Source organism: Allobosea sp. FW305-C-101, from assembly GCF_058783685.1.
This window is the reverse complement of record NZ_JBYSYT010000002.1, coordinates 784,187-807,757: the sequence shown is the minus strand read 5'-3', so window position 1 is coordinate 807,757 and position 23,571 is coordinate 784,187. Positions and strand designations below refer to the sequence as shown.

The window sequence follows — 23,571 nt, the reverse complement described above, 5'->3', positions numbered from 1 at the left end:
AAGTCGTGGTCGATCCGCAGGTCCCGGTGCCGGACTGGGGGCTGTCCGCCATCGGCTGGACGCGCATTGAGGCCTTCTGTCAGCGACCGGAACTGGCTGGCGTAACCGATGTCTTTACCAGCGATGAGCGCAAGGCGATGGATTGTGCCGAAGCCTTGCAGCGCGCTCGCGGCTTGCCTTTCACGGCGCGCGAAGACCTCCGCGAAAACGACCGCTCGGCCACCGGCTATGTCGCGCCGCCGCGCTTCTGGGAGATCGTCGACCAGTTCTTCGGAGAGCCGGATACCAGCATTCTTGGTTGGGAGACAGCGCGGGACGCACAGGCGCGGGTCATGGCCGGCGTTGCGGCCTGCATCGCTGGGCGGCAAGGCACGGGCGATCTCGTGATTTTCGCCCATGGCGGCGTCGGCACATTGTTGCTCAGCGATCTCAAGGGCGAGCCGATCTCGCGCCGGCACGGCCAGCCCATTGCCGGCGGCGGCTGTTACTTCACTTTCGACATAACGAGCCAGACGTTGCATCACGGCTGGCGCGACATCGTCCCCGAACCGGCCGGTGCCGCGTTCTAGGCCTTCGGCCGAACCAGCGAGAGCGCCCCGGCGATCGCATCGCTCTTCACATGCGACAGCCGCCGCCTGACATCCGGCGCGAGCCACGCTTCCATCGCCGAGGACAGGCCGCCGATCAATGCCACGCGCGGCACGCTGCGCTCGAACAGCGTGCGCACCATCGCGTCGATCATCGCGGCGGCGTTCTGCATGATCATGCGGGCATGGGAATCGCCGAGATCGGCATGACGCAGCACCAGCGGCGCCAGCGTCGCGTAGTCGGTGGCATGGGCCTTGTCCATCCAGGCGATGACCTCGAAGGGATCGGCATCGAAGCGCGCCAGCACATCCCCAGTGAAGCGTGTCGCCGGCTCGCGCCCGTCATGGGCGCGCAGCGAGACGCGGATGGCGGCGAGGCCGAGATCGGCGCCGCTGCCCTCGTCGCCGATCGGAAAGCCGTAGCCGCCGATGCGAAGTTCCTCGCCGTTCACCCGCGCGAGCCCGATCGAGCCGGTGCCAATGATGACGATGCCGCCATCCTCGCCGGCATGCGCGCCGAGGCAGGCGGCCAGGCCGTCGCTCTCGAAGACCGTTTCCGCGAAAGGTGTCTCCCAGGCGGCAAGCGCCTCCTGCATGCCCTTGCGCCCGATGCCGGCGAGGCAGATGCCGGCATGGACCCGTGCGAAATCAACCTCGGTGAGGCCGGCCTCAGTGATGGCGCCGCGCGCCGCCTGCATCACGGCGGCGAGCGATGTGTCCAGCCCGAGCCGGAGCGAGGCCGGGCCGGCGATGCCGGAGCCCAGCACCTCGCCGGCTACGGTTTCGAGGCGGCAGCGGCAGCCGGTGCCGCCGCCATCGACGCCGAGATAGAGATCGGCTGGCGCGCTCATGCCGGGACCCGCTCGATATCGGCGCCGCAGCGCTTGAGCTTGCGGTCGAGCGCCTCATAGCCGCGGTCGAGATGGTAGATGCGGCTGACCACGGTCTCGCCCTCGGCGACGAGCCCGGCCAGCACAAGGCTGACCGAGGCGCGCAGGTCGGTCGCCATCACCGGCGCCGCCTTCAGGCTGGCGACGCCGCGCACGGTCGCGCTCGTCCCCTTCAGCATGATGTCGGCGCCGAGCCGGACCAGCTCCGGTACATGCATGAAGCGGTTTTCGAACACCGTTTCGCGGATCAGCGAGGTGCCGTCCGCCACGCTCATCAGCGCCATGAACTGCGCCTGCAGATCGGTCGAGAAGCCGGGATAGGCCTGGGTCATGATGTCGATGCCGGTGAGCCTGCCGGGCCGCGTCACCATCAGGCCGCGATCGCTTGGCCAGAGCCGGACGCCGGCCGCCTCCAAGGCCTCGCCGACGGCGGCGAGATGTTCGAGCCGCGCGCCAACCAGTTCGAGCTCGCCGCCGGTGATCGCCGCGGCGACCGCATAGGTGCCGGCCTCGATCCGGTCTGCGACGATCTCATGGGTCGCGGGCGACAGGCTCTGCGCGCCCTGGACCAGCAGGCGATGGCTGCCGATGCCCTCGATCCTGACGCCCATCGCGGTGAGGCAACGCGCGAGGTCGAGCACCTCCGGCTCCTTGGCGGCGTTGACGATCTCTGTCTCGCCCTTGGCGAGGCTCGCCGCCAGCAGCGCCGTTTCGGTCGCGCCGACCGAGGAGAAGGGGAAGACGATCCGCGCGCCAATCAATCCTCGCGGCGCCTTGGCCTCGATATAGCCGCCGGCCACGTCGATCTCGGCGCCGAGCGCTTCGAGCGCCTTGATATGCAGGTCGACCGGCCGCGCTCCGATGGCGCACCCCCCCGGCAGCGAGACGCGGGCTTCGCCGAAGCGCGCCACCAGCGGCCCCAGCACCAGAATGGTCGCGCGCATCTTGCGGACGGTGTCGTAGCTCGTCTCGCGCGGCCCGGCCTTGGCGGCGTCGAGCGTCAGCGCATCGGCGCCCCGGCCCGAAAAGGCGACACCATAGCCTTCGAGCAAAGCCTGCATCGTCTTGACGTCGACGACATCGGGCAGGTTGCGCAGCGTCAACGGCTTGTCCGAGAGCAAAGCTGCGGCGAAGGCCGGCAGCGCGGCATTCTTCGCGCCGCGAATCTCGACCGTGCCGGACAGCCTCTGGCCGCCGCGGATCAGGAGTTTGTCCATCAGCCCTGTCTCCGTGCCGGGATCACCGGCTTCTCATAGCGCAGGAAGCGATGCCGCGCGCCGGCGAACTCGCGCTCGTAGTCGCGGGTGATCTGCCAGCCGGCGCGCTCGTAGAAGCGCCGCGCGCCTTCGTTGTTGGCGAAGACTTCGAGCGACCGGGCGCCATGGGCTTCGGCATGGGCGAGCAGTGTGGCGCCATGGCCGTGCCCCGTCTCCGCAGCGAAGAGCATCGCGATATGCCCGTCCTTGATCAGCAGCACGCCGCGCACGCCGTTCATGTCGAGGACTGTCAGCTCTCCCAGCTCGCGGGCGAAGCGCGCCTCGAAATGCGCCTGGTCGAAACCGAGTGCGGCATCGCCCATGATTGGCTGGAAATGCGTGGCATAGGCCTGTGCCATCAGCGCGGCGGCCGGCGTGATATCGGCCGCGACCGCCCTACGGATGATCACGACTGGCCTCGGAGCCGCGGGTCGAGTTCGTCGCGCAGGGCGTCGCCGAGCAGGTTGAAGCCGAGCGAGAGCAGGAGGATGCCGAGCCCGGCGAAGATCGCGTTCCAGGGCGAGAGCAGCACGAAATTGCGGCCCTCCGCCAGCATCAGGCCGAGCGAGGGCGTCGGCGGCTGGGTGCCGAGGCCGAGGAAGGAGAGCGAGGCTTCGACCAGGATCGCGGCCGAGAGCAGGAGCGAGCTCTGTACCAGGATGACCGAGGCGAGATTGGGCAGGATATGGCGCAGCATGATTCGGAGATCGGTCGCGCCGATTGACCGGATGCCGGCGACGAAATCGCTCTCGACCAGCACCATGGCCGGCCCCCGGATCAGGCGCGCGAAGATCGGCACATAGACCACGGCGATGGCGATCGCGGCGCTTTCGGTGCGCGGGCCGAGCATGGCGATGATGCCGATCGCCAGCAGCATCACCGGGAAGGCGAAGAGGATATCCATCGCCCGCATGATGATGCGATCCCACCAGCCGCGATAGAAGGCGGCGAGCAGGCCGAGGCTGCCGCCGATCATGAGCGCGAGCCCGACAGCGATGCCGCAGGCGATCAGCGCCGTGCGATAGCCGTAGAGGATGCGCGAGAGGATATCGCGGCCGAGATGGTCGGTGCCCAGCCAATGCGCGGCGCTCGGCCCCTTCATCCGGGCGACGATGTCCTGCGCCAGCGGGTCATAGGGCGCAACCAGCGGTGCGGCGAGCGCGAGCGCGATCTGCAGGACGACGAAAATGCCGGCGACGACGGCGATGCGGCGGCTCTGGCTCATGACGCGGTCCTGAGCCTTGGGTCGATCAGCGCATAGGCGAAATCGACCAGCGCGTTGACCAGCACGAAGCCGACGGTGACGACGAGGATCGTGGCCTGGACGAGCGGATAGTTACGCTCGGCGATGGCGCCGAGGATCAGCCGGCCGAGGCCGGGGATGGAGAAGACCTGCTCGACCACGATCGCGCCGCCGAGCAGATAGCCGGTCATGATGCCGACGCTGGTCACGAAGGGGATCAGCGCGTTGCGTAGCGCGTGTCGGTAGAGCACCGCCCGTTCGCCCAGCCCCTTGGCGCGGGCGGTGCGGATATAGTCCTGGCCGAGCGCATCGAGCATCGCGGTGCGCACCAGCCGCGAGAGGTTCGCCAGGATCGGCAACGCCAGCGCGATCGCCGGCAGCAGCAGCCGCTGGAGATTGCCGAGCGGGTCTTCGCTGAACGGGACATAGCCGAGCGAGGCGAAGCTCGGCGCCAGCGTCGCGACCGTCATCAGCATGACGATGCCGAGCCAGAAAGAGGGGATGGTGAGCCCGGCGATAGCGCCGACGCGCAGCACCAGATCGGCGCGTCCGCCGCGCCAATGCGCCATCAGGCAGCCGACCGGGATCGCAAGGCCGGCGCCGAGCACCAGCGCAAACAGGGTGAGCTGGAGGGTCGGCCAGATCTGCGCTGCGATCTCCTGCATCACCGGGCGGCCGGTCCAGATCGAGGTGCCGAAATCACCGCGCAGGGCATGGCTGAGCCAGACCCAGTATTGCTCCAGCAAGGGCCGGTCGAGCCCGAGTTCGCCGCGCATCGCGGCGATGCGCTCCGGCGTCACCTCGGTATTGGCGCCGAGCATGATCGCCACCGCGTCGCCCGGGATCAGCCGGATCATCAGGAAGACGATCACGGAGATCCCGAACAGCACGATCAGGAGGTCGAGGCCGCGCTGCAGCAGGTGACGGAGCATGCCTCGGCCTTTGTCAGGTCAGCGTAGGCTGGCGCGGCCGAGCGAGACCAGCGAGCGATTGGCATAGATGTCGTAGCCCTGCATGTTGCTGCGCACCGCGCTGAACAGCGTTGGATAGGCGATATGCGCCGCAGGCCCGGTGCAGCCCAGGATCTTCTGCGCGTCGCGATAGGCGGCCTGGCGCGCCGGCTTGTCCAGCGTCGCGCGGCCCTTGTCGAGTAGCGTATCAAGTTCGGGGTTGCTGTACTTGAAGACATTGGTCGAGCCGCCGGTGCGGAAGGCGCGGTAGAAATAATCGTCCGGCTCGATGCTGCCGGCATTGGTCGAGGCGAAGAGGTCGAAATTCGAGTTGCGCCAATCCTGCACGAATTGGCCGAGTTCGGGGTTCTTCAGCTCCACCTTGAAACCGGCCTTGCCGAGCTGCTGCTGCACCACCTGCGCGATATCGCGGATGTCCTGCCGCGGCAACACCGTCATGCTGACCGTGACCGGCGTCGCGACGCCGGCTTCCTTGAGCAGCGCCTGGGCCTTGGCCGGGTCATAGGTGTAGCATGGCAGGTCCTTCACATCGACCGCCCAGTCCTTGAGGACGGCTGGGAGCGGCGCGGCCGGCGTGCCGCTGCCGAACAACGCGGCGTCGATGATCTCCTTGCGGTTCAGCGCATAATTCAGTGCCTCGCGCACCTTCGCATTGTCGAAGGGCGGCTTCGACGTGTTCATGCCGATCAGCGTGTAAGCGAGCTCGGTCGTCTCGCGCATCGCGATATTCGGCTTGCCCTTCAGCTGAAGCGCGGTCGCGGCATCGATATGCGGCAGCAGCGCGAACTGGCCGTTGCCGATGCCGACCTGGCGCGTCGCGGCCTCCGGCACGAAGTTGAACTTCACCCCAGTAAGCTTGACCTCGGCGGCGTTCCAGTAGCCTGCATGCTTGGCGAGGCGGATGAAGCCGTTCGGCTGCCATTCCTCGAACTTGAACGGGCCGGTGCCCATGGGCGCGCGCTGCAGCGCGTCCTTGTTGCCCTCAAGCCCGCGCGGCACGATGGCGATGCCGGTGAGCGAGGCGAGCAGCGGCGCGGAGGGCTCCTTGAGCTTCAATTCCAGCGTCGTCGCATCGACGGCGGTCGCGCTTTCCATCGCGGAGAGGCGACTGGCGAGCGGCGAGCCGACATCCTTCGACAACACGCGGCGCAGCGACGAGGCGACGTCCTCCGCCTCCATCGGCTTGCCGTCATGGAAGGTGACGCCGGGACGCAGCTTGAAGGTCACCGTCTTGCCGTCGGCCGAGGCGGTCCAGGACTGGGCGAGGCCCGGGATGATGTTAAGGTCCTTGTCTAGCGCGGTCAGGCCCTCGTAGATCGGGCCAAGCACCAGTTGCGACGAGGCGAAGGCCGTGACGATATGCGGGTCGAGCCCCGCGGGCGAGGCCTCGACGGCGACTTCGAGCACCTGCGCCGAAGCGGTGCCGGCGATCAGGGCGAAGGCTGCCGCCGCGACGCTGCAGCGCAAGGCGCGGCGCAGCCCGAAACCCGGCTTCACGACATGTTGCATGATCACCCCTCCAGATGATGAGACGGCGCCTTGGCCGGCGCTCGCGCAGGTTCTTGTCGCATATGGACCACTTATGGACCAATCTGGACAAGGCTTAGCCGATCGCCTAGAGCCGGTGCAAGCCTCGCGGCAGCTTCGCGCGAGGTTGCAGGGGAGCGAAGCGGCGATGCGTGACCTCGACAAGCCGGTGCTGACGGCGATCGGCGTGATCAGCGGGACCTCGATGGACGGCATCGACGTCTCGATCGTCGAGAGCGACGGCCGTGAGCAGCTCAGCTTCGGCGCCGGCGCCTCCTATCCCTATCCGCCCGAAACCCGCCGTGAGCTGCAGACGCTGATCGCCGAAGCCGAGCGCGCGGTGACGGAGCCGCTGCAGGAGCTGGAGGCCGCCGTGACAGCGGCTCATCTCGATGCGATCAGGCGCTTCATGGCGGAGCAGGGGATCAAGCCAGAGAGCGTCGATCTCGTCGGCCTGCATGGGCAGACCGTCTATCACCGCCCCGAAATCCGCTTCACGCGCCAGTTGATGGACGGGCCTGCGGTGGCTCGCTCGCTCGGCATCCCGACGGTGGACCGCTTCCGCCATGCCGATGTCGAGGCTGGTGGGGAAGGGGCGCCCTTCGCGCCGCTCTATCACCGGGCGCTGGCCCAGGGGCTGGAGCAGCCGGTGATGGTGCTCAACCTCGGCGGGGTCGGCAATGTCACCTATATCGACGGCGAGGAGGTTATCGCCTTCGATACCGGCCCGGCCAGCGCCATTCTCGATGATTTCGTCCTGCGCCGCCTCGGCAAGACCTATGACGCCGACGGCGTGCTGGCGGCGAGCGGGACGGTGCGCGAAGACCTCGTCGCGGAATTCATGGTCAATCCCTATTTCGACCGGCCGGCGCCCAAATCGCTGGATCGCAACGATTTCCACCGCCGTGCCCAGGTGGTCGAGGCGCTCTCCGATGCCGATGGCGCGGCGACGCTCGCAGCCTTCACGGTCGAGAGCGTCGTCGATGCGCTGCGGCATGTGCCGAAGGCGCCGCGGCGCTGGCTCGTCACCGGCGGCGGGCGCTTGAACGGTCATTTCATGCGCCGCCTGCAGGCGCGTCTCGGCGTGCCCGTCGAGCCCGTCGAGGCGGCCGGCTGGGCCGGCGACGTCATCGAGGCACAGACCTTCGGCTATCTCGCGATCCGCTCCGTGAAGGGCTTGGCCCTCAGCCTGCCCGGCACGACCGGCGTACCGCAGCCCCTGACCGGCGGGCGGCTGAATCTTCCGGCCTAGCGCCGCAGCAGCCAGCAGGCGCCGATGATCAGCGCGGCGCCAAGCAGGGCCTGCGGCGTCGGCATTTCCGCGAAGAAGACGAGGCCGATCAGGATCGCCCAGATCAGTCCGGTATATTCGACCGCGACCAGGCGGTTCGCCTCGCCGCGCGCGAAAGCCAGCGCCAACGCGACATGGCCGGCAAGGCCGAGCGCGCCGATCAGGATGAGGGCCGGCAAGTCGGCGGTCGCGATCGGCGTCCAGAACAAGGCCGCCGGCAGTGCGAGGATGGCGGCCGGGATCGCCGACTGGAACAGCGCGATCGTCAGGGGCGGGTCGCCGCGCTTGGCCCGCTGGCGCAGCAGCACGATGGAGAGCGCGTAGGCCACGGCGCAGCCGAGGACCGCCGCGATCCCGAGCATCCGCTCCGGCGCGATCGTCGCGAGGCTGAAGCCGCCGGCCGTCACCAGGACGCCGATGAAGCCGAGCGCGAGTACGACATAGACCAGTGGCCTCGGCCGCTCGCCGAGCAGCGGGATTGCGATCAGCGCGACCAGTAGTGGCGCGATGAAGGAGATGATGAAGACCTCCGCCAGCGGCAGTACGGCAAGCCCGTAGAAGAAGCCGAGCGTCGATAGCGCGACCAGTACCCCGCGCAGCAGATTGCCGGTGACGACGCCACGATCCGGCAGCGGGGCGCGCAGGGCGAGGAAGAGCAGGGCGCCCATCGCGGCTGTCACGGCGAAGCGCAGGAAGGTGAGATGCAAGGCGCTGTAGCGCGGCGAAAGCGCCTTCACGACGCCGTCCATTGCCGTCAGCAAGGCGATTCCGGCGAGGCCGAGCAGGAAGGGCGAGACATTGGCGGTCAGGCGTGCGGCGCGGGCGGGAAGGGAAATCGGCGGTTCTGGTTGCGACATGGGTTCCCTGTCCGCTTCCGGCTTGCTACTGGGCTAAAGTGGACTTAATTTGGTCTGGTCACAAGAGGCTGTTCATGGCGACCGAAGATGTCAGCGCGCGCTTTCAGGAACTCGACGCCTGGGGCGATCTCGATATCCTGAAGGCGCTCTACGAGGGGCAGCTCGCGGCGGTCGCGGCGATCGCGACCTCCCTGCCTGCGATCGCCGAGGCCGTCACGGCTGCCGTGCCGCGGCTCGAGGCCGGTGGGCGCCTGATCTATGCCGGTGCCGGCACCTCCGGGCGCATCGGCGTGCAGGACGGCGCGGAACTGACCCCGACCTTCGACTGGCCCGAGGAACGGCTCGGCTTCGCCATTGCGGGCGGGGACGAGGCGATCCTGCATGCGGTCGAGAACGCCGAGGATTCGGTCGATGACGGCACCGAGGCGATGCGCCGGGCCAAAGTCGGCGCGAACGACGTCGTCATCGGCCTCGCCGCCAGCGGCCGTACGCCCTATACGCTCGCGGCGATCGGCGAGGCCAAGGCGCGTGGCGCGCTGACGCTCGGCGTCGCCAATAATCGCGGCTCGGCCCTGCTGCGCACAGCCGATCTCGGCATCCTGATCGAGACCGGCGAGGAGGTCGTCGCCGGCTCGACGCGGATGAAGGCGGGCACCGCGCAGAAGATCGTGCTCAACCTGTTCTCGACCCTGCTGATGATCCGGCTGGGCCGCGTCTATCGCGGATTGATGGTCCATATGCGGGCCACCAACGCCAAGCTCAGGCATCGCGCGGCCGAGATGGTCGACATGATCACCGGTTGCGGCATCGAGGCGGCAGCCCGGCATCTCGACCGTGCCCGCGGCGACGTGAAACGGGCGGCCTTGCTGGCCAGCGGCGCCGATGCTGCGCTGGCCGAAACACTGCTCACCCGCCATCGCGGCAATCTGCGCCTCGCCCTCGTCGATCTCGGCTCCGGGCTGGCGGCCGAAGCGCCGGCCCGGCCCAGGGCGGTGCCGTGAGCGAGGCGATGCCCGCCAAGCAGCAGGCGATCCTGCAGGCGCTGGCGGGCGACGACCCGACGCCGCGTTATCTCAGGCTCGCCGGTGCGCTGGCGCGCCTGATCGAGAGTGATGTCTTCCAGCCGGGCGATGCGGTTCCGTCCGAGCGCGACCTCGCCCAGCTCACCGGCTATGCCCGCGTCACCGTGCGCAACGCCATCGACGAACTCATCCGCAGCGGCACACTCTCGCGCCGGCATGGCTCGGGCACCTTCGTCGCCTCGCGCATCGAGCAGCCGCTCTCGGTGCTGGCGAGCTTCTCGACCGATATCGAGAACCGTGGCGGGCGGCCCGGCTCGATCTGGCTGTCGAAGGAGCTGACGCGGCCGAAGCCGCAGGAATCGATGGCGCTGGGCCTCGGCCCCGCTGACGGCGTCGTGCGCCTGACCCGCGTCAGGACGGCTGATGGCGAGCCGCTTGCGATCGAATGCGCGGTCGTGCCGGCGACGATCCTGCCGTCGCCGGACCTGATCGGAACCTCGCTCTATGCCGCCCTGGCGGAGCGCGGCGCGGCACCGGCCCATGGCGTGCAGCGCATCCATGCCGGTCTCGCCACGGCGGAAGAAGCGAAACATCTCGGCGTGCCCGCCGGCAGCGCCCTGTTGCGGATCGAGCGGCGCGCCTTCCTCGGCAATGGCAAGCCGGTCGAATTCACGGTCTCCGCCTATCGCGGCGACCGCTACGACTTCGTCGCCACGTTGAAGGGCGAAGCGATGGGGCCGCAATCGTGACGTTCCCGGAGCGACAAGCCTGGCGTGCGCGGCGCCTGTTCGACGGGACAGCGATTCAAACGGACCGGATCGTCATTGCCGAGGACGGCATCGTCAGTGTGATCCTTGCCGGCGATGCCGCACCCGGTTGCGCGGTCGAGGAGTTGCCGGAGGACGCCGTCCTGGCGCCGGGCTTCATCGATATCCAGGTCAATGGCGGCGGCGGCGTGATGCTGAACGACAGCCTGTCGGCCGAGGGCATCGCCATGATCTGCGCCGCGCATGCCCGCTTCGGCACCCGCTTCCTGCTGCCGACGCTGATCAGCGCCAGCCGCGCCGACATCGCCCGCGCGATCGCAGCGGCCCGCGAGGCGATCGCGCAGCGCGTGCCCGGTGCACTCGGCATCCATATCGAGGGGCCCTTCATCAATCCCCAGCGCAACGGCGCCCACCCGCTCGCCAATATGCTGCGGCCGGAGCCGTCCGATATCGACCTGCTCGCGTCGCTTGGGCCCAGCGGCGTGACGCTGGTGACGCTCGCGCCCGAATGCGTGCCGAGCGGCTTCATCCGGGCCCTGGTCGATAATGGCGTCAAGGTCTGCGCCGGCCACAGCAATGCCACCGCGGCGGAGATGGCGCGGGCCCGGGCCGAGGGGCTCTCCGGCGTGACGCATCTGTTCAACGCCATGTCGCAGCTCGGCTCGCGCGAGCCGGGCGTGGTCGGCTCTGCGATGTCGGATGACGGGCTTTCCGCCGGCATCATCGCCGATGGCCATCACGTGGCCTGGCCCTCGTTCCAGGCGGCGTTCCGTGCGATCGGGCCGGAGCGGATGATGCTGGTCACCGACGCGATGGCGACGATCGGTTCGCCGCGCGACGCTTTCGAGCTGTTCGGCGAGACGATCCGCGTCAGTGGCGGACGCCTGGTCAATGTCGAGGGCCGGCTCGCGGGAGCCCATCTCGATATGAACACGGCGATCCTGAATGCGCATCGCCTTGGCGGCGCGACCCTCGCCGAGGCTCTGGCGATGGCGAGCACGGTGCCGGCCGCCTATCTCGGCCTCTCCGGCAGCCATGGCCGAATCGCGCCGGGCCGGAAGGCAGAATTCTCCATCTTGCGGATAGCGAACTAGGCGGACGCCACGAAATCCCGGCGCATCGGCGTGAAGACGTCGACGAGCACGCCGGCCTCGATATTGACGGCGCCGTGGACCGCATCGGGCGGCACGGTGAAGCTGTCGCCCGCGACGAGGCGCTCGGTGTGGCCGGCGATGGTGATGTCGAAGACGCCGCTCTCGACCAGCGAGCACTGGATATGCGGGTGGCTGTGTGCCGGGCCGATCGCGCCGGCCTCGAAGCGCACCCGCACCATCATGACCTCGTCGCGATAGGTCAGGATCTTGCGCGTCACGCCTTCGCCGGCCGGCTCCCAGGCGAGGTCGGCATCATGGGCGAAGGGCTCGTTCTTGCGGTCCATGTCGGTTCTTTCTCAGCGCGCGAGCCAGCCGCCATCGACCGGCAGCACGACGCCATGGATGTAGGCGGCGGCATCCGAGGCAAGAAACACGGCGGCTCCGCCGAGTTCCTGCGGCTTGCCCCAATGGCCAGCGGGAATGCGGGCGAGGATCGCGGCGTTGCGCTCGGGATCGGCGCGCAAGGCCTCGGTATTGTTCGTTACGAAATAGCCCGGCGCGATGGCGTTGACGTTGATGCCTTTGCTCGCCCATTCGCAGGCGAGCAGCCGCGTCAGCCCGGCGAGCCCGCTCTTCGAGGCGGTGTAGGAGGGGATGCGGATGCCACCCTGGAAGGACAGCAGCGAGGCGATGTTGATCACCTTGCCGCCCTTGCCGTCGGCGAGCATGCGCTTCGCCACGCCTTGAGTCAGGAAGAAGGTCGATTTCAGGTTCACGTCCATCACCGCGTCCCAGTCGGCCTCGGTGAAGTCGAGGGCATCGGCGCGGCGGATGATGCCGGCATTGTTGACGAGGATGTCGAGCCGCGAGCCATCGGCTTTCGCGGCGGCCGCTGCCTCTTCGACAATCCGGCCGATCGGCTCCAGCGTCGCGAGGTCGGCCGAGATCTCATGGAAGGACTGGCCCGTCGCTGCGACCAGCGTCTTCGTCTCGGCCATGCTGGAGCGGCCTACCGCGACGATGCCCGCGCCAGCCTGAGCGAGCGCGACCGCGATCGCCTGACCGAGGCCCGTATTGGCCCCTGTGACGATCGCGGTCCGGCCGCTCAAATCGAAGGCTGAAGACATCAGCGCAGGTCCCCGGTCGCGACCATGTCCATGTCGGTGTAGTCGACATTGTCGCCGCCCATGCCCCAGATGAAGGAATAGGCCTTGGTCCCGACGCCGGAATGGATCGACCAGCCGGGCGAGAGGATCGCCTGCTCGTTGGCGACGACGAGGTGACGGGTCTCCTGCGGCTCGCCCATCAGGTGGAAGACGCGCGCATCAGTGGGGACGTCGAAATAGAGATAGATCTCACACCGCCGGTCGTGGACATGCGAGGGCATGGTGTTCCAGATGCTGCCTTCCTCCAGCGTGGTCACGCCCATCACGAGCTGGCAGGTCTCGCAAACGCCGGGGATGATGTACTGGCGGATGACGCGCTTGTTGGCGGTCGCCTGCTCGCCGAGCGCCAGCGTCTTGGCATCTGACTCGCGGATCACCCTGGTCGGATGCACGGCATGGGCCGGCGTCGAGAGCAGGTAGAACTTGGCGGGATTGCCCGCATCGTCGCTGGCGAAGGAGACTTCGCCCGCTTCCTTGCCGGCATAGAGCGCATCGCGCTTGGCGAGCGTGTAATCCTTGCCGCCGACCGAGACCTTGCCGGGGCCGCCGACATTGACGATGCCAAGCTCGCGACGCTTCAGGAAGGCGTCGGTGCCGACGGCCTTCGGCGTCGGCAGCACGATCGCACTTGCCGTCGGCATGGCGCCGCCGACGATGACGCGGTCGAGATGGCTGTAGGTCAGCTTGACCTCGCCGGGCGCGAACAGCGTCTCGATCAGGAAGTGGCGCCGCAGCTCCGCCGTGTCGAAGCCCTTGACGGCCTCGGGGTGCGAAACCTGGCGAATCTCGATGGTCATGATCGGTCCTTCAGTGGAACAGGCGCGGCAGCCAGAGCGACAGGCCGGGCACATAGGTGACGAGCAGGAGCACGGCGACGCTGGCGCCGTAGAACGGCCAGATCGTGCGCATGGACTCGCCGATGGAGATGCGGCCGATGGCGCAGGCGACGAACTGTACCGAGCCGACCGGCGGGGTGTTGAGGCCGATGCCGGCGTTGAGGATCAGGATCACGCCGAAATGCACGGGATCGACGCCGAAGGCCTTCACCACCGGCAGGAAGATCGGCGTGCAGATGATGATCATCGGCGCCATGTCCATGAAGGTGCCGAGCACCAGCAGGATCAGGTTGATCATCAGCAGGATGACGATCGGATTGTCGGAGACCGCCTTCATCGCGGCGATCGTCGCCTGCGGCACCTGCAGGAAGGCCATCAGCCAACCGAAGGCGCCGGCCGTGCCGATCACCAAGAGCACCATCGCCGTGGTGCGTACCGCGCCCAAGGTCGCCTCGACGAAGGCGGTCCAGGTGAGCTGGCGGTAGACGAAGATCGTGACGAGGATGGCATAGACGACGGCGACGCAGGAGGATTCCGTCGCGGTGAAGACGCCGGAGCGGACGCCGCCGAAGATGATGCCGATCAAGAGGATGCCGGGCAGCGCCAGCACGACATAGCGCCCCACGGTCGCGAAGCCGGGGAAGGGCTCGCGGGGATAGCCGCGCTTCACCGCCACCGCCCAGGCGGCGACCATCAGCGCAGCGCAGAGCATGAGGCCCGGCACGATGCCGGCTGTGAACAGGTCTGCGATTGACAGATTGCCGCCCGCCGAGAGCGAATAGATGATCATGTTGTGCGAGGGCGGGATCAGGAGTGCGATGATCGCCGCGTTTGCGGTGACGTTGACGGCGTAGTCGGCGTCATAGCCACGCTTCTTCATCTGCGGGATCATCAGGCCGCCGACGGCGGAGGCATCGGCCACGGCCGAGCCCGAGATGCCGCCGAAGAGCGTGCAGGTCACGACATTGACCTGGCCGAGGCCGCCGCGCAGATGGCCGACGAGGCTCGCCGCCATCTGGATCAGTCGCTCGGCGATGCCGCCGCGGATCATCAGGTCGCCGGCATAGATGAAGAACGGGATCGCCATCATGGCGAAGGCGTTCATGCCGGAATTCATCTGCTGAAAGACGACGACCGGCGGCAGGCCCATATAGGCGACGGTCGCGACCGAGGCGATGCCGAGGCAGAAGGCGACGGGCACGCCGATCAGCAGCAGGACGGAGAAGACGCCGAAGAGAATCCAGAGTTCCATCGTTCAGGCCTCCTGGCTTTCGCCGAAATGGACGAAGCCGAGCGGCGCCTGCTGCTCGCCGGTGATGAAGAGGAGGAGCTTTTCCAGCGCGAACAGCGCGATCAGGGCGCCGCCGGCCGCGATCGGGACATAGTCCCAGCCGCGGGATATGCCGATGATCGGTATGCGGTCGTCCCAGGTGCCGGCGGCGAGCTGCCAGCCATAGCCTAGCATCGCCAGTCCGAAGGCGCAGACCAGGGCCTCGCCGATGACGATCAGCGCGGCCCGCACCGGCGGCGGCGACATCACCAGCCCGACCTCGAAGCCGAGATGGTCGCTCTCGCGCACGCCGACGGCGGCGCCGAGCAGGATGAACCAAGACATCAGGAAGAGCGATCCGGCCTCGACCCAGATCGGCGTGTCGTTCAGCACATAGCGGCCGAATACGCCCCAGGCGACCATCACGGTCATCAGGACGAGGCCGGCCCCGGCGGCGATCAGCGCGAACAAGCTGAGCTTGGCGTCGATACGTGTGAGGAAGGCGGTGAAAGCGCGCATGAAATCTGCCCGGGGCTGGCAAGGGGCCGGAAGCGGGGCGGCTGTGATGGGCCGCCCTGCCTGGACGAGGCTCAGTTCACCGCCTGGATAGCGGCGACCATGTCCTTCAGCTTCGGGTCGGTGACGAACTTGTCGTAGACAGGCTTCATCGCTTCGATGAAGGGCTTCTTGTCGACCTGGTTGATCTGGGCGCCGCCCGCCTTGACCTTGGCTTCAGACGCCTTTTCGCGCGCATCCCAGAGCTCGCGCATCTTGGCGACCGATTCCTTCGCGGCGGCCTTGATGATCGCCTGATCGGCGGCGTTGAACTTCTCGAAGCTCTTCTTCGACATCACCAGCGCTTCCGGCGAGAGCGAGTGCTCGGTCACCGAGTAGAACTTGGAGACCTCGAAATGGCGGGTCGATTCATAGGACGGCCAGTTGTTCTCGGCACCGTCGATGACGCCGGTCTGCAGAGCGGAATAGACCTCACCGAAGGGCATCGGCGTGGCGTTGGCGCCGAGCGCCGAGACCAGCGCCACGAACATGTCGGACTGCTGCACGCGGATCTTCATGCCCTTCATGTCGGCGGGGCTGTTGATGGGACGCTTGGAATTATAGAATGAGCGCGAGCCGGAATCGTAGAGCGCGAGGCCGATCAGGTCGTGCTTCTCGAACTCCTTGAGCAGGTTGTCGCCGATCTGCCCGTCCATCGCCTTCCGCATGTGATCGACCGAGCGGAAGATGAAGGGCAGGGAGGGGATGTTGGTCGCCGGGATCAGGTTGTTGAACGGCGCCATGTTGATGCGGTTGATGTCGATGACGCCGAAGCGGGTCTGGTCGATCGTGTCCTTCTCCTGGCCGAGCTGGGCCGAGTGGAAGACGTTGATCTTGACGCGGCCTTGCGTGCGCTCCTCAAGCAGCTTGCCGAGATAGCGGACGGCTTCGACGGTCGGGTAGTCGGTCGGGTGGATGTCGGCTGAGCGCAGCGTCACGCTCTGGGCCAGGGCTGAAGTCGCGGCAGCGGCCGAGAAGGCGAACGCTGCGGTATAAGCGAGGAATGTGCGGCGTGCGGTCATGGTGCGTTCTCCCGTGTTTTCGGGCGCGCTGCCGTTTCCCGGCTTGTTCGCTGGCGGCCCGAACGTAAGCTTGCTGTCGCCCCGTCTCGGTTGCGGCAGTGATTGTATGGTAGTATGTTGCGGTATGGTACGCAACAGGCTGTGGAGGTTTTCGACTTGAGCCTTTCGTTGGCGTCACCCGCCCTCGCCTCGGGCGCTTCGGCGGCCGGGCGCGTCGAAGCCGAATTGCGCCGGGCGATCATCGCGCTCGAACTACCGCCGGGCACGCGCCTGTCGGAGCAGGAGATCGCGCTGAAATACGGGGTCTCTCGCCAGCCGGTGCGCGAGGCGCTGATCGCGCTCGCCAAGACGCGGCTCGTCGATATCCAGCCGCAGCGCGGCACGGTCGTGGTCAAGTTCTCGGTCCGCAAGATGATGGAATCGCGCTTCGTGCGCGAGGCGGTCGAGGTCGCGATCGTCCGGCAGGCCTGCCAGTCCTTTGCCGCCCAAAGCCGGCAGCGCATTGCCGATTTTCTGGAGATGCAGGACAAGGCGGCGGCGCGGAACGACCATGCGACCTTCCAGCGCTATGACGAGCTGTTCCATATCGAGTTGACGGAAGGTGTCGGCATGCCGCTCGCCTGGGAGGCGATCCGGGATATCAAGGCGCATATGGACCGGGTGTGCCAACTCACCTTGCCGGGGCCGGAGGCGATGCTGCCATTGATCCAGCAGCATCGGCGCATCATCGCGGCGATCGATGCGGGCGATGCGGCCGAGGCCGAGGCCGCCATGCGCCACCACCTGACCGAGATCCTGCGCGCCCTGCCGAAGACCGAGGCGAATTATCCCGATCTGTTCGAGTAGGGGCGTGCCTCTGTCCGGCGGTCAAGCAGATCGTCGCGGGGATGCTTGAATGGAGTCGTCACGCCGGTTGCGTAGCCGACTGCCGTTCTGTGGCGGGCCGATCAATCGGCAGGTCTCGATGGCTCCATGTCCGCCAGTTTTGGGACGCCGTCTCATGGCATTTCGGCGCCGTCAGCGCATGGCTGTTGCAGCGTGTCGCATTGACTTCCTGCTTGGCCCGGCGCCTACTCAAAGCAAGCTGACGACCCACCAGATCAGGCGATCAGCATCCTCAAATTTCCGCGCTCTATGCGGACGATGGGCTCAAAGTGAAGCCTACTGTCGAGGCCTATACGATCGCGATGCCGTGGTACGAGCGGGAGGATTTCTCTCAGCTCTGGGAACTCGCGCATGACCGCGAGGAGATGCCGGCGGATTACGCGACCTGGCATCGCAATGCGGTCGCGGTGATGAATGCCTGGCTCGCGCGTGGGCGGGCGCTCGAGATCGTCACGATCAAGCCGACCGAATTCCTGGCATGGCTGCATGAAACCGGTTTGCCCAACACTGCCGAAACGCGCCGCCGATATGTCGAGCTTCGCGCGGTTTCGCATGGCCACGACGTCGCCTAGCGCTCTATCCGCACTTTCGATGAGATGACGCTGGAGGCCGCGGGCACCTGTTCCCGGTCAGGAGCTATGCGAGGCCAGATAGTGGCCGAGGCTTGCGCGGGTTCCCGATTGCCAGAGCCGTTGGAGCGCCTGTGTAAAAGCGTGTCTGAAGCGCTCGTTCTGCGCGAGATCGCCATAGATGTCCTGCATCGCGAGCCAGGCCTCGGGAGCGTCCCGCGCGAGCCGGGCCTGCTCGGTCAAGCGTGACCAGTTGGGGTCGTTGGCTTGTATGGTTTGCCGGCTTTCTGTCTCGCCGTAGCAGTACCGGCACCACAGGGCGCTCACCAGGGCGAGTCCCTCGATTGGCCTGCCTGCTTGCAAGGCATCGCGCAGCGTCGGCAGGATGAATTTCGGCTGGCGGTTCGAGCCGTCGAGGCAGAGCCGGCGGATCGTGTCGCCGATCTTGGGATTGGCGAAGCGCCGCTCGATCGTGCGCTTGTAATCGGTGAGATCGGTATCCGGCACCGGCGGCACGACGGGAATGACCTCGTCGTCGAGCAGGGCCGACAGGAAGCGGGCGATCTGGGCGTCCTGCATCGCCTCATGGACGAAGTGGATGTCGAGCAGGCCGGCGGGATAGGCGATCGCGGCGTGGCCGCCATTGAGGATGCGGATCTTCATCAGTTCGAAGGGCGCGACATCGGCGACGAACTGCACGCCGACCTCTTCAAGGCGCGGGCGGCCGGCCGGGAAATGATCCTCCAGCACCCATTGCCGGAAATCCTCGCAGAAGACCGGGCGGTGGTCCGCGACGCCGAAATCCTCGCGCAATGACTGGCGTTCGCGCTCCGAGGTCGCGGGGGTGATGCGGTCGACCATGCCGTTGGGAAAGGCGACGCTGCCACGGATCCAGCTCGCGTCGTTCCGGTCGATCAGATCGACCAACCCGGCGACGGCATCCGCCGTGACATGGCCGTTGCCCGGCAGGTTGTCGCAGGACATCACCGTGAAGGGTGGCAGGCCGGCCCCGCGCCGCCTGAGGAGACCGGCGGCGATCACGCCGAAGGCGGTCTTCGGGGCGGCGAGGCGGTCAGCCGCATCGGCGACAATATCGGGATGGCCGGGATCGAAGGCCTGCGTCGCCGGGTCGATATAGTAGCCGCCCTCGGTGACGGTCAGCGAGACGATCCGCGTGCGGGGATCGACGAGCCGTTCGAGGATCGCAGCCGTATCGCCCGGCGCCACGAAATCGATCATCGCGCCGGTGACGCGCGCTTGCGATCTCTCGGCCTCCTGCGTCACCACCGTGGTCAGCAAATCCTGCGCGGCGAGATCGCGGCCCATCTCGGCGTCGCTTTCGCGGACGCCGGTGCCGATGATCGCCCAATCGCGGTCGAGCCCACGCTCGAACAGTTCGTCGAGATAGGCGGCCTGATGGGCGCGGTGGAAATTGCCGACGCCGATATGGACGATGCCGGGGCGCAGCTCGTCCCGCCGATAGTCGGGAACACCGACCGAGGGCGGGAACTGGCCGAGAGTTGCCAGCGACAGGCGTGTCGCCATGGCTCAGCCTTTCCGTGCGGCGCGCAGCATCAAGGCGAGGTCGGGCCGGTCGCTGGTGATCTGCGCGATCGGCTGGCCCAGCCAGAAATCGAGATCGCGCACCGTGTTGGGCACCCAGGCGCCGAGCTTGTCGCGCCCGACGATGCCGACGGCGCGATCGACGCAGAGCCGCAGCAGTGATTGCTCGACGGCGATGATGCAGCCGAGATCGACGAAGCGCTGCAAGGTGCGGTCGACGCCGCCGAAGGCTTCGCAGGAGCGGCGATCGACCGAGGCGAGCCGGCGCATATGCGGCGCCTTCGCCCGGATTTCCTCGATCACCTCCGGCACGAAGCAGGTCAGCACGACGCGCGAGGCCATCTTGCGGGCTTCGACCAGGGCGATGACCTTGTCGAGCAGGCCGGGATAGGGATTGCCGAAGGCATCCATCTTCATCTCGATCTCGAGCTCGATCCCGGTCGGGCCGAAGACGTCGAGCACCTCCGGCAAGGTCGGGATCGTCTCGCCCAGCGTGTCGTCGAGCGTCACCTTGGCGAGCGCCGCGCGCGAGAGATGCGCGACCGGGCCCTTGTGGTCGGTGGTGCGCTCCAGCAGCGGATCGTGGATCACCATGATCTCGCCGTCGCTGGAGAGATGCACGTCGAGCTCGACGGCGTCGACGCCGAGGGCGCAGACGTTGCGGAAGCCGCTCAGGCTGTTCTCCGCCCAGATGTTGCGCGCGCCGCGATGACCGATGATCCGCATGTCGAAAAGCCTTGCTTGCCCGTGGGCGGGTTATTTGCCGCTATCCACCAGCCCCTTCACGAACCAGCGCTGGAGGATGAGGATGACGATGGTCGGCGGCAGCATCGTCAGGAAGGCCGCGTTCATCAGGAGATGCCAGGTCGGCAGCGAGTCGCTCTGGGGCATCAGCTTCTTCAGGCCGATCACGGCATTGGCCATGGCGGGCTCGGTGGTGAGCAGGAGCGGCCAGAGATACTGGTTCCAGCCCATCAGGAAGAGGATGATCGCCAGCGCCACGATATTCGAGCGCGAGAGCGGCAGCAGGATCAGCCGGAAGAACTGCCAGGGCGTGGCGCCGTCGATGCGCGCGGCCTCGCAGAGTTCGTCGGGAACGGTGAGGAAGAACTGGCGGAACAGGAAGGTCGCGGTCGCCGAGGCGATCAGCGGCAGGATCAGGCCGGAATAGGTGTTGACCAGGTTCCAGTCGAGATCGACCAGCGCCTTGATGCCGAGCCAGGAGCCGAGAATGTTGAGCGGCAGCGCGACATTCGCGGCAGATTCATAGGTCGGGACGATGCGCACCTCGATCGGCAGCATCAGCGACATGAAGATCAGCCAGAAGGCCGTCATCCGGAAGGGGAAGCGGAAATAGGTGACGGCGAAGGCCGCGATCACCGAGACCGCGAGCTTCCCGATGGTGATGCCGGTGGCGATGATGAAGGAGTTGAGCAGCAGCCGGCCGAAATTGGCGTTGCTCAGCACGGTCTGCGTGTTCGCGAGGAACTGGCTGCCCGGCAGCCAGGACATCGGCACGCGCATGATCTCCTGCTGCGTCAGCGAGCCGGTGACGAAGACGAAATAGATCGGCAGGCAGACGAGCGCCGCGCCCACCAGCAGGATGAGGTGACAGAGAGCGTCGATGACGGGGGTGCGCTCGTTCATCGCGGGCCTAGACGCTGTAGTTCACGCGGCGCTCCACGAAGCGGAACTGCGCGAAGGTCAGGAGCAAAGCGAGCGCCATCAGCACGACGGATTGCGCGGCCGACGAGCCGAGGTCGAGCGTGACGAAGCCGTCCTGATAGACCTTGTAGACCAGGATCGAGGTGGCGCCGGCCGGGCCGCCGCGCGTGGTCGCGTCGACGATGGCGAAGGTCTCGAACAGCCCGTAGACGAAGTTGATCACGATCAGGAAGAACAGCGTCGGCGCGATCATCGGCAGCGAGATGCGCAGGAAGCGCTGGATAGGCCCGGCGCCGTCCAGATAGGCGGATTCGAGGATCGACTGCGGCACCGACATCAGCGCGGCGACCAGGAAGATGTAGTTGTAGCAGATGTGCTTCCACGAGGCGGCCATCACGACCAGCGCGAGCGCATGCCAGGAATTGCGGTTCGGGTCCCAGTCCAGACCCATCCCCTGCAGCATATGGGCGACGGGGCCGACGCGGGGATTGAACAGGAAGGCGAGCATGATGCCGGCGATCGCCGGCGCGATGGCATAGGGCAGGAGCAGCACGGTGCGATAGGCGCCGCGGCCGCGCAGGATGTGGTTCGAGGCGAAGGCGAGCAGCAGCGCGAGCGACAGGGTCAGCACGTTCTGCGCGATCGTGAAGATCAGCGTCACTTGCGCCGAGGACCAGTAGACGTTGCTGCGGAAGAGCCGCTCGAAGTTCTGGAAGCCGACCCATTGGGTCGTGGCGCCGAACGGGTCGGTCAACTGGAAAGCCTGGATCAGCGCCCTGATCGAGGGGATGAAGAAGAACAGCAGCAGGATGAAGAGCTGCGGCGCGAGCAGCCAGAAGGGCAGACGCCATTCCTTGAAATGCGCGCGCTTGAGCCCGCTTTCCGCCTGGCCATCGTCGGCACCCTTCAGGAAAAGGCGCCGCAGCGGCGAGCGGAGGCGCAGAGCGCCCCCGCCAGCCGCCTGGGTGAGGCCAGCCGGCTTATTTCTTGCCAGCATTGAGCTGCTCGTAGCGGCGCAGCGCCTCGTTGCCGCGCGACACGGCATCGTCGAGTGCCTGCTGCACCGGCTTGCGGCCCAGGAAGGCGGCCGAGACCTCTTCCATGATCGCGACGTTGATCTGGTTGCTGTTGCCGATGCGGAAGCCGAGCGAATTGTCGCTGGGCGTACCGCGCATCAGCTGCAGCACGGCGATCTCGCGGGTCGGGTTCTTTTCGTAATAGCCCTGCGCCTTGGCGGCGTCATAGGCGGCGGTCGTGACCGGGACATAGCCCGTCGCCTGGTGCCACCAGACCTGCGTGTCGGTCTTGGCGAGGAAGTCGTAGAAGGCGGCGACCGCCTTGTATTTCTCCGGCGTATGGCCCTTCAGGGTCCAGAGCGCGGCGCCGCCGATGACGCTGTTCTTCGGCGTGACGCCCTGCTCATAGGGGATTTCCCTCGCGCTCCAGTCGAACTTGGCGGCCGCAACCACGGCAGCATGAGAGGCGGTGGAGGCGATGATCGTCGAGCATTCGCCGGAGGTGAAGAGCTGGATCGGGATGATGCCCTGGCCGGCGAGCTGCATCACGCCCGACGAGACGAGGCGCTTCATCCGCTCGACCTGGCCGACGAGCTTGCCCTTGTTGAAGACGAAGTTGGTGTCGAGGCCGTCCATGCCGTTGCGCTTGGTCGCGTACGGGATGTCGTTCACGGCGCTGTAGTTCTCGAGGAAGCTCCACTCGTAGTCGCCGGGGAGCACCATCGCGCATTTCGAGACGCCCTTGGCCTTGATCGCGTCGAGCTGCGGCTCGAGCTCCTGCCAGGTCGCGCCGGGCTTGTCAAAGCCGGCGGCTTTGAAATGGTCGCGGTTGTAGAACAGAATCGGCGTCGAGGAGTTGAACGGCATCGCCTGCAGCTTGCCGTTGATGGCGAAGTAGCTGACCACCGGGGCGATGAATTTCGAGGTGTCGAGCGGCATGCCCTGCTCGGCCATCAATTCGTTCGTCGGGACGATGGCGCCGGAATTGACCATGGTCAGGAAGGAGCGCTCGTTCGACTGCACGATCTCGGGCTGGCGCTTGGCGCGATAGGCCGCGATCGTGCCGTTCAGGACCTCGTCATAGGTACCCTTGGCGATCGACTTGACGACGTAGTCCTTCTGCGAGTCGTTGAACTTCTTCACGACCTCGTCGACCCGCTCGCCGAGCGCGCCGCTCATTGCGTGCCAGAGTTCGATTTCGGTTGCCGCCTGCACGGCGGATATCCCCGTCAGCAGCAGGGCGCCTGCGCCCGCCAAAGCACCATAGAAAGGTCGCATGTCAAAGCCTCCCTCATTCGTCTTCTGCGAGCATATGCTCTTTGTTGAAGCATATGCTCGCACACTGGCCTGTTATGTCAACCGTTGGTGACGGCCGCATGACAGCCGCGTGCGATGGCTCGAACCATGCCGTCATGCTCGGGCTTGACCCGAGCATCTCTGGCCGAGCGAGGCTCCTGCGCTCCACTGTCCGGAGATTCTCGGGTCAAGCCCGAGAATGACGCTCTATCCGGGCTTCCGG

General features: G+C 66.9%; 25 protein-coding genes. 7 read left to right on the top strand and 18 right to left on the bottom strand.

Features of this window, described 5'->3' with window-relative positions; translation table 11 throughout:
- Positions 1 to 5 precede the first annotated feature (5 nt).
- The gene (locus AC3WMA_RS11355) at positions 6 to 569 is read left to right on the top strand and encodes a histidine phosphatase family protein (RefSeq protein WP_492285465.1); all 564 of its coding nucleotides are present in this window, start codon (positions 6 to 8) and stop codon (positions 567 to 569) included.
- Here the strand turns inward: AC3WMA_RS11355 and AC3WMA_RS11350 are convergent.
- From AC3WMA_RS11350 to AC3WMA_RS11325, 6 genes are read right to left on the bottom strand one after another with little or no spacing between them, the layout of a single operon-like run.
- The gene (locus AC3WMA_RS11350) at positions 566 to 1,438 is read right to left on the bottom strand and encodes a glucosamine kinase nucleotide-binding domain-containing protein (protein ID WP_492285464.1); all 873 of its coding nucleotides are present in this window, start codon (positions 1,436 to 1,438) and stop codon (positions 566 to 568) included. The genes AC3WMA_RS11355 and AC3WMA_RS11350 overlap by 4 nt on opposite strands.
- The gene (gene murA, locus AC3WMA_RS11345; RefSeq protein ID WP_492285463.1) at positions 1,435 to 2,694 is read right to left on the bottom strand and encodes a UDP-N-acetylglucosamine 1-carboxyvinyltransferase; all 1,260 of its coding nucleotides are present in this window, start codon (positions 2,692 to 2,694) and stop codon (positions 1,435 to 1,437) included. Before murA ends, AC3WMA_RS11350 begins: the two co-directional genes overlap by 4 nt.
- Positions 2,694 to 3,143: a GNAT family N-acetyltransferase gene (locus AC3WMA_RS11340; RefSeq protein WP_492285462.1), complete on the bottom strand. Its 450-nt coding sequence runs from the start codon at positions 3,141 to 3,143 to the stop codon at positions 2,694 to 2,696. The genes murA and AC3WMA_RS11340 overlap by 1 nt, the downstream gene beginning before the upstream one ends.
- Positions 3,140 to 3,958 carry an ABC transporter permease gene (locus AC3WMA_RS11335; protein ID WP_492285461.1) on the bottom strand — a complete coding sequence of 273 codons (819 nt, stop codon included), beginning with the start codon at positions 3,956 to 3,958 and terminating at the stop codon, positions 3,140 to 3,142. The genes AC3WMA_RS11340 and AC3WMA_RS11335 overlap by 4 nt, the downstream gene beginning before the upstream one ends.
- A complete protein-coding gene (locus AC3WMA_RS11330; protein WP_492285460.1) occupies positions 3,955 to 4,908 on the bottom strand; it encodes an ABC transporter permease in 954 nt (317 codons plus the stop codon). Before AC3WMA_RS11330 ends, AC3WMA_RS11335 begins: the two co-directional genes overlap by 4 nt.
- 18 nt (positions 4,909 to 4,926) lie before the next feature.
- Positions 4,927 to 6,456 (bottom strand): ABC transporter substrate-binding protein, encoded by a 1,530-nt coding sequence (locus tag AC3WMA_RS11325; RefSeq protein ID WP_492285459.1) that lies wholly within the window; start codon positions 6,454 to 6,456, stop codon positions 4,927 to 4,929.
- Between the two features lie 166 nt (positions 6,457 to 6,622).
- On the opposite strand from AC3WMA_RS11325, the gene AC3WMA_RS11320 reads away from it, so the two are divergent.
- Positions 6,623 to 7,726, top strand: a complete 1,104-nt coding sequence (locus tag AC3WMA_RS11320; RefSeq protein ID WP_492285458.1) for an anhydro-N-acetylmuramic acid kinase — start codon at positions 6,623 to 6,625, stop codon at positions 7,724 to 7,726.
- On the opposite strand, the gene AC3WMA_RS11315 is transcribed toward AC3WMA_RS11320, so the two are convergent.
- Entirely contained in the window at positions 7,723 to 8,622 is a 900-nt protein-coding gene (locus AC3WMA_RS11315) for a DMT family transporter (RefSeq protein WP_492285457.1), read from the bottom strand. The genes AC3WMA_RS11320 and AC3WMA_RS11315 overlap by 4 nt on opposite strands.
- A gap of 74 nt (positions 8,623 to 8,696) precedes the next feature.
- On the opposite strand from AC3WMA_RS11315, the gene AC3WMA_RS11310 reads away from it, so the two are divergent.
- The 3 genes from AC3WMA_RS11310 to nagA are packed head-to-tail and all read left to right on the top strand — an operon-like array spanning position 8,697 to position 11,505.
- The gene (locus tag AC3WMA_RS11310; RefSeq protein WP_492285456.1) at positions 8,697 to 9,623 is read left to right on the top strand and encodes an N-acetylmuramic acid 6-phosphate etherase; all 927 of its coding nucleotides are present in this window, start codon (positions 8,697 to 8,699) and stop codon (positions 9,621 to 9,623) included.
- On the top strand, positions 9,620 to 10,393 hold the full coding sequence (locus tag AC3WMA_RS11305; protein ID WP_336810659.1) for a GntR family transcriptional regulator: 774 nt from the start codon (positions 9,620 to 9,622) through the stop codon (positions 10,391 to 10,393). Before AC3WMA_RS11310 ends, AC3WMA_RS11305 begins: the two co-directional genes overlap by 4 nt.
- Positions 10,390 to 11,505, top strand: coding sequence for an N-acetylglucosamine-6-phosphate deacetylase (gene nagA / locus AC3WMA_RS11300; RefSeq protein ID WP_492285455.1), 1,116 nt, complete (start codon positions 10,390 to 10,392; stop codon positions 11,503 to 11,505). The genes AC3WMA_RS11305 and nagA overlap by 4 nt, the downstream gene beginning before the upstream one ends.
- Here nagA and AC3WMA_RS11295 read toward each other — a convergent pair.
- The 6 genes from AC3WMA_RS11295 to AC3WMA_RS11270 form a co-directional block, all read right to left on the bottom strand.
- A complete protein-coding gene (locus AC3WMA_RS11295) occupies positions 11,502 to 11,849 on the bottom strand; it encodes a cupin domain-containing protein (protein ID WP_492285454.1) in 348 nt (115 codons plus the stop codon). The two genes, nagA and AC3WMA_RS11295, sit on opposite strands and share 4 nt — an antisense overlap.
- Positions 11,850 to 11,861: 12 nt before the next feature.
- A complete protein-coding gene (gene kduD, locus AC3WMA_RS11290) occupies positions 11,862 to 12,632 on the bottom strand; it encodes a 2-dehydro-3-deoxy-D-gluconate 5-dehydrogenase KduD (RefSeq protein WP_492285453.1) in 771 nt (256 codons plus the stop codon).
- Entirely contained in the window at positions 12,632 to 13,468 is an 837-nt protein-coding gene (gene kduI, locus AC3WMA_RS11285; RefSeq protein WP_492285452.1) for a 5-dehydro-4-deoxy-D-glucuronate isomerase, read from the bottom strand. The genes kduD and kduI overlap by 1 nt, the downstream gene beginning before the upstream one ends.
- Positions 13,469 to 13,478: 10 nt before the next feature.
- Entirely contained in the window at positions 13,479 to 14,759 is a 1,281-nt protein-coding gene (locus AC3WMA_RS11280; protein WP_492285451.1) for a TRAP transporter large permease, read from the bottom strand.
- Between the two features lie 3 nt (positions 14,760 to 14,762).
- A complete protein-coding gene (locus tag AC3WMA_RS11275; RefSeq protein WP_492285450.1) occupies positions 14,763 to 15,296 on the bottom strand; it encodes a TRAP transporter small permease in 534 nt (177 codons plus the stop codon).
- A 71-nt stretch (positions 15,297 to 15,367) separates the two neighbouring features.
- Positions 15,368 to 16,354, bottom strand: a complete 987-nt coding sequence (locus tag AC3WMA_RS11270) for a TRAP transporter substrate-binding protein (RefSeq protein ID WP_492285449.1) — start codon at positions 16,352 to 16,354, stop codon at positions 15,368 to 15,370.
- A 156-nt stretch (positions 16,355 to 16,510) separates the two neighbouring features.
- On the opposite strand from AC3WMA_RS11270, the gene AC3WMA_RS11265 reads away from it, so the two are divergent.
- Positions 16,511 to 17,200: a GntR family transcriptional regulator gene (locus tag AC3WMA_RS11265; protein WP_492285448.1), complete on the top strand. Its 690-nt coding sequence runs from the start codon at positions 16,511 to 16,513 to the stop codon at positions 17,198 to 17,200.
- A 308-nt stretch (positions 17,201 to 17,508) separates the two neighbouring features.
- Positions 17,509 to 17,811 carry a hypothetical protein gene (locus tag AC3WMA_RS11260; protein ID WP_492285447.1) on the top strand — a complete coding sequence of 101 codons (303 nt, stop codon included), beginning with the start codon at positions 17,509 to 17,511 and terminating at the stop codon, positions 17,809 to 17,811.
- Between the two features lie 57 nt (positions 17,812 to 17,868).
- Here AC3WMA_RS11260 and AC3WMA_RS11255 read toward each other — a convergent pair whose 3' ends face one another.
- The 5 genes from AC3WMA_RS11255 to AC3WMA_RS11235 are packed head-to-tail and all read right to left on the bottom strand — an operon-like array spanning position 17,869 to position 23,330.
- Positions 17,869 to 19,353 carry a mannitol dehydrogenase family protein gene (locus AC3WMA_RS11255; RefSeq protein ID WP_492285446.1) on the bottom strand — a complete coding sequence of 495 codons (1,485 nt, stop codon included), beginning with the start codon at positions 19,351 to 19,353 and terminating at the stop codon, positions 17,869 to 17,871.
- Between the two features lie 3 nt (positions 19,354 to 19,356).
- Positions 19,357 to 20,097 carry a glycerophosphodiester phosphodiesterase family protein gene (locus tag AC3WMA_RS11250; protein WP_492285445.1) on the bottom strand — a complete coding sequence of 247 codons (741 nt, stop codon included), beginning with the start codon at positions 20,095 to 20,097 and terminating at the stop codon, positions 19,357 to 19,359.
- Positions 20,098 to 20,127: 30 nt separating this feature from the next.
- Positions 20,128 to 21,018, bottom strand: a complete 891-nt coding sequence (locus AC3WMA_RS11245) for an ABC transporter permease subunit (protein WP_492285444.1) — start codon at positions 21,016 to 21,018, stop codon at positions 20,128 to 20,130.
- A 7-nt stretch (positions 21,019 to 21,025) separates the two neighbouring features.
- Positions 21,026 to 22,033 carry an ABC transporter permease subunit gene (locus AC3WMA_RS11240; RefSeq protein WP_492285443.1) on the bottom strand — a complete coding sequence of 336 codons (1,008 nt, stop codon included), beginning with the start codon at positions 22,031 to 22,033 and terminating at the stop codon, positions 21,026 to 21,028.
- Positions 22,017 to 23,330 (bottom strand): extracellular solute-binding protein, encoded by a 1,314-nt coding sequence (locus AC3WMA_RS11235; protein WP_492285442.1) that lies wholly within the window; start codon positions 23,328 to 23,330, stop codon positions 22,017 to 22,019. Before AC3WMA_RS11235 ends, AC3WMA_RS11240 begins: the two co-directional genes overlap by 17 nt.
- Positions 23,331 to 23,571: the final 241 nt, after the last annotated feature.

Excerpts from the sequence above, each read along its gene's own strand:
- AC3WMA_RS11350 (WP_492285464.1), bottom strand. The coding sequence starts at position 1,438 with ATGAGCGCGCCAGCCGATCTCTATCTCGGCGTCGATGGCGGCGGCACC.
- murA (WP_492285463.1), bottom strand. The coding sequence starts at position 2,694 with ATGGACAAACTCCTGATCCGCGGCGGCCAGAGGCTGTCCGGCACGGTC.
- AC3WMA_RS11335 (WP_492285461.1), bottom strand. The coding sequence starts at position 3,958 with ATGAGCCAGAGCCGCCGCATCGCCGTCGTCGCCGGCATTTTCGTCGTC.
- AC3WMA_RS11330 (WP_492285460.1), bottom strand. The coding sequence starts at position 4,908 with ATGCTCCGTCACCTGCTGCAGCGCGGCCTCGACCTCCTGATCGTGCTG.
- AC3WMA_RS11325 (WP_492285459.1), bottom strand. The coding sequence starts at position 6,456 with ATGCAACATGTCGTGAAGCCGGGTTTCGGGCTGCGCCGCGCCTTGCGC.
- AC3WMA_RS11320 (WP_492285458.1), top strand. The coding sequence starts at position 6,623 with ATGCGTGACCTCGACAAGCCGGTGCTGACGGCGATCGGCGTGATCAGC.
- AC3WMA_RS11315 (WP_492285457.1), bottom strand. The coding sequence starts at position 8,622 with ATGTCGCAACCAGAACCGCCGATTTCCCTTCCCGCCCGCGCCGCACGC.
- AC3WMA_RS11310 (WP_492285456.1), top strand. The coding sequence starts at position 8,697 with ATGGCGACCGAAGATGTCAGCGCGCGCTTTCAGGAACTCGACGCCTGG.
- AC3WMA_RS11295 (WP_492285454.1), bottom strand. The coding sequence starts at position 11,849 with ATGGACCGCAAGAACGAGCCCTTCGCCCATGATGCCGACCTCGCCTGG.
- kduD (WP_492285453.1), bottom strand. The coding sequence starts at position 12,632 with ATGTCTTCAGCCTTCGATTTGAGCGGCCGGACCGCGATCGTCACAGGG.
- kduI (WP_492285452.1), bottom strand. The coding sequence starts at position 13,468 with ATGACCATCGAGATTCGCCAGGTTTCGCACCCCGAGGCCGTCAAGGGC.
- AC3WMA_RS11280 (WP_492285451.1), bottom strand. The coding sequence starts at position 14,759 with ATGGAACTCTGGATTCTCTTCGGCGTCTTCTCCGTCCTGCTGCTGATC.
- AC3WMA_RS11275 (WP_492285450.1), bottom strand. The coding sequence starts at position 15,296 with ATGCGCGCTTTCACCGCCTTCCTCACACGTATCGACGCCAAGCTCAGC.
- AC3WMA_RS11270 (WP_492285449.1), bottom strand. The coding sequence starts at position 16,354 with ATGACCGCACGCCGCACATTCCTCGCTTATACCGCAGCGTTCGCCTTC.
- AC3WMA_RS11255 (WP_492285446.1), bottom strand. The coding sequence starts at position 19,353 with ATGGCGACACGCCTGTCGCTGGCAACTCTCGGCCAGTTCCCGCCCTCG.
- AC3WMA_RS11250 (WP_492285445.1), bottom strand. The coding sequence starts at position 20,097 with ATGCGGATCATCGGTCATCGCGGCGCGCGCAACATCTGGGCGGAGAAC.
- AC3WMA_RS11245 (WP_492285444.1), bottom strand. The coding sequence starts at position 21,018 with ATGAACGAGCGCACCCCCGTCATCGACGCTCTCTGTCACCTCATCCTG.
- AC3WMA_RS11240 (WP_492285443.1), bottom strand. The coding sequence starts at position 22,033 with ATGCTGGCAAGAAATAAGCCGGCTGGCCTCACCCAGGCGGCTGGCGGG.
- AC3WMA_RS11235 (WP_492285442.1), bottom strand. The coding sequence starts at position 23,330 with ATGCGACCTTTCTATGGTGCTTTGGCGGGCGCAGGCGCCCTGCTGCTG.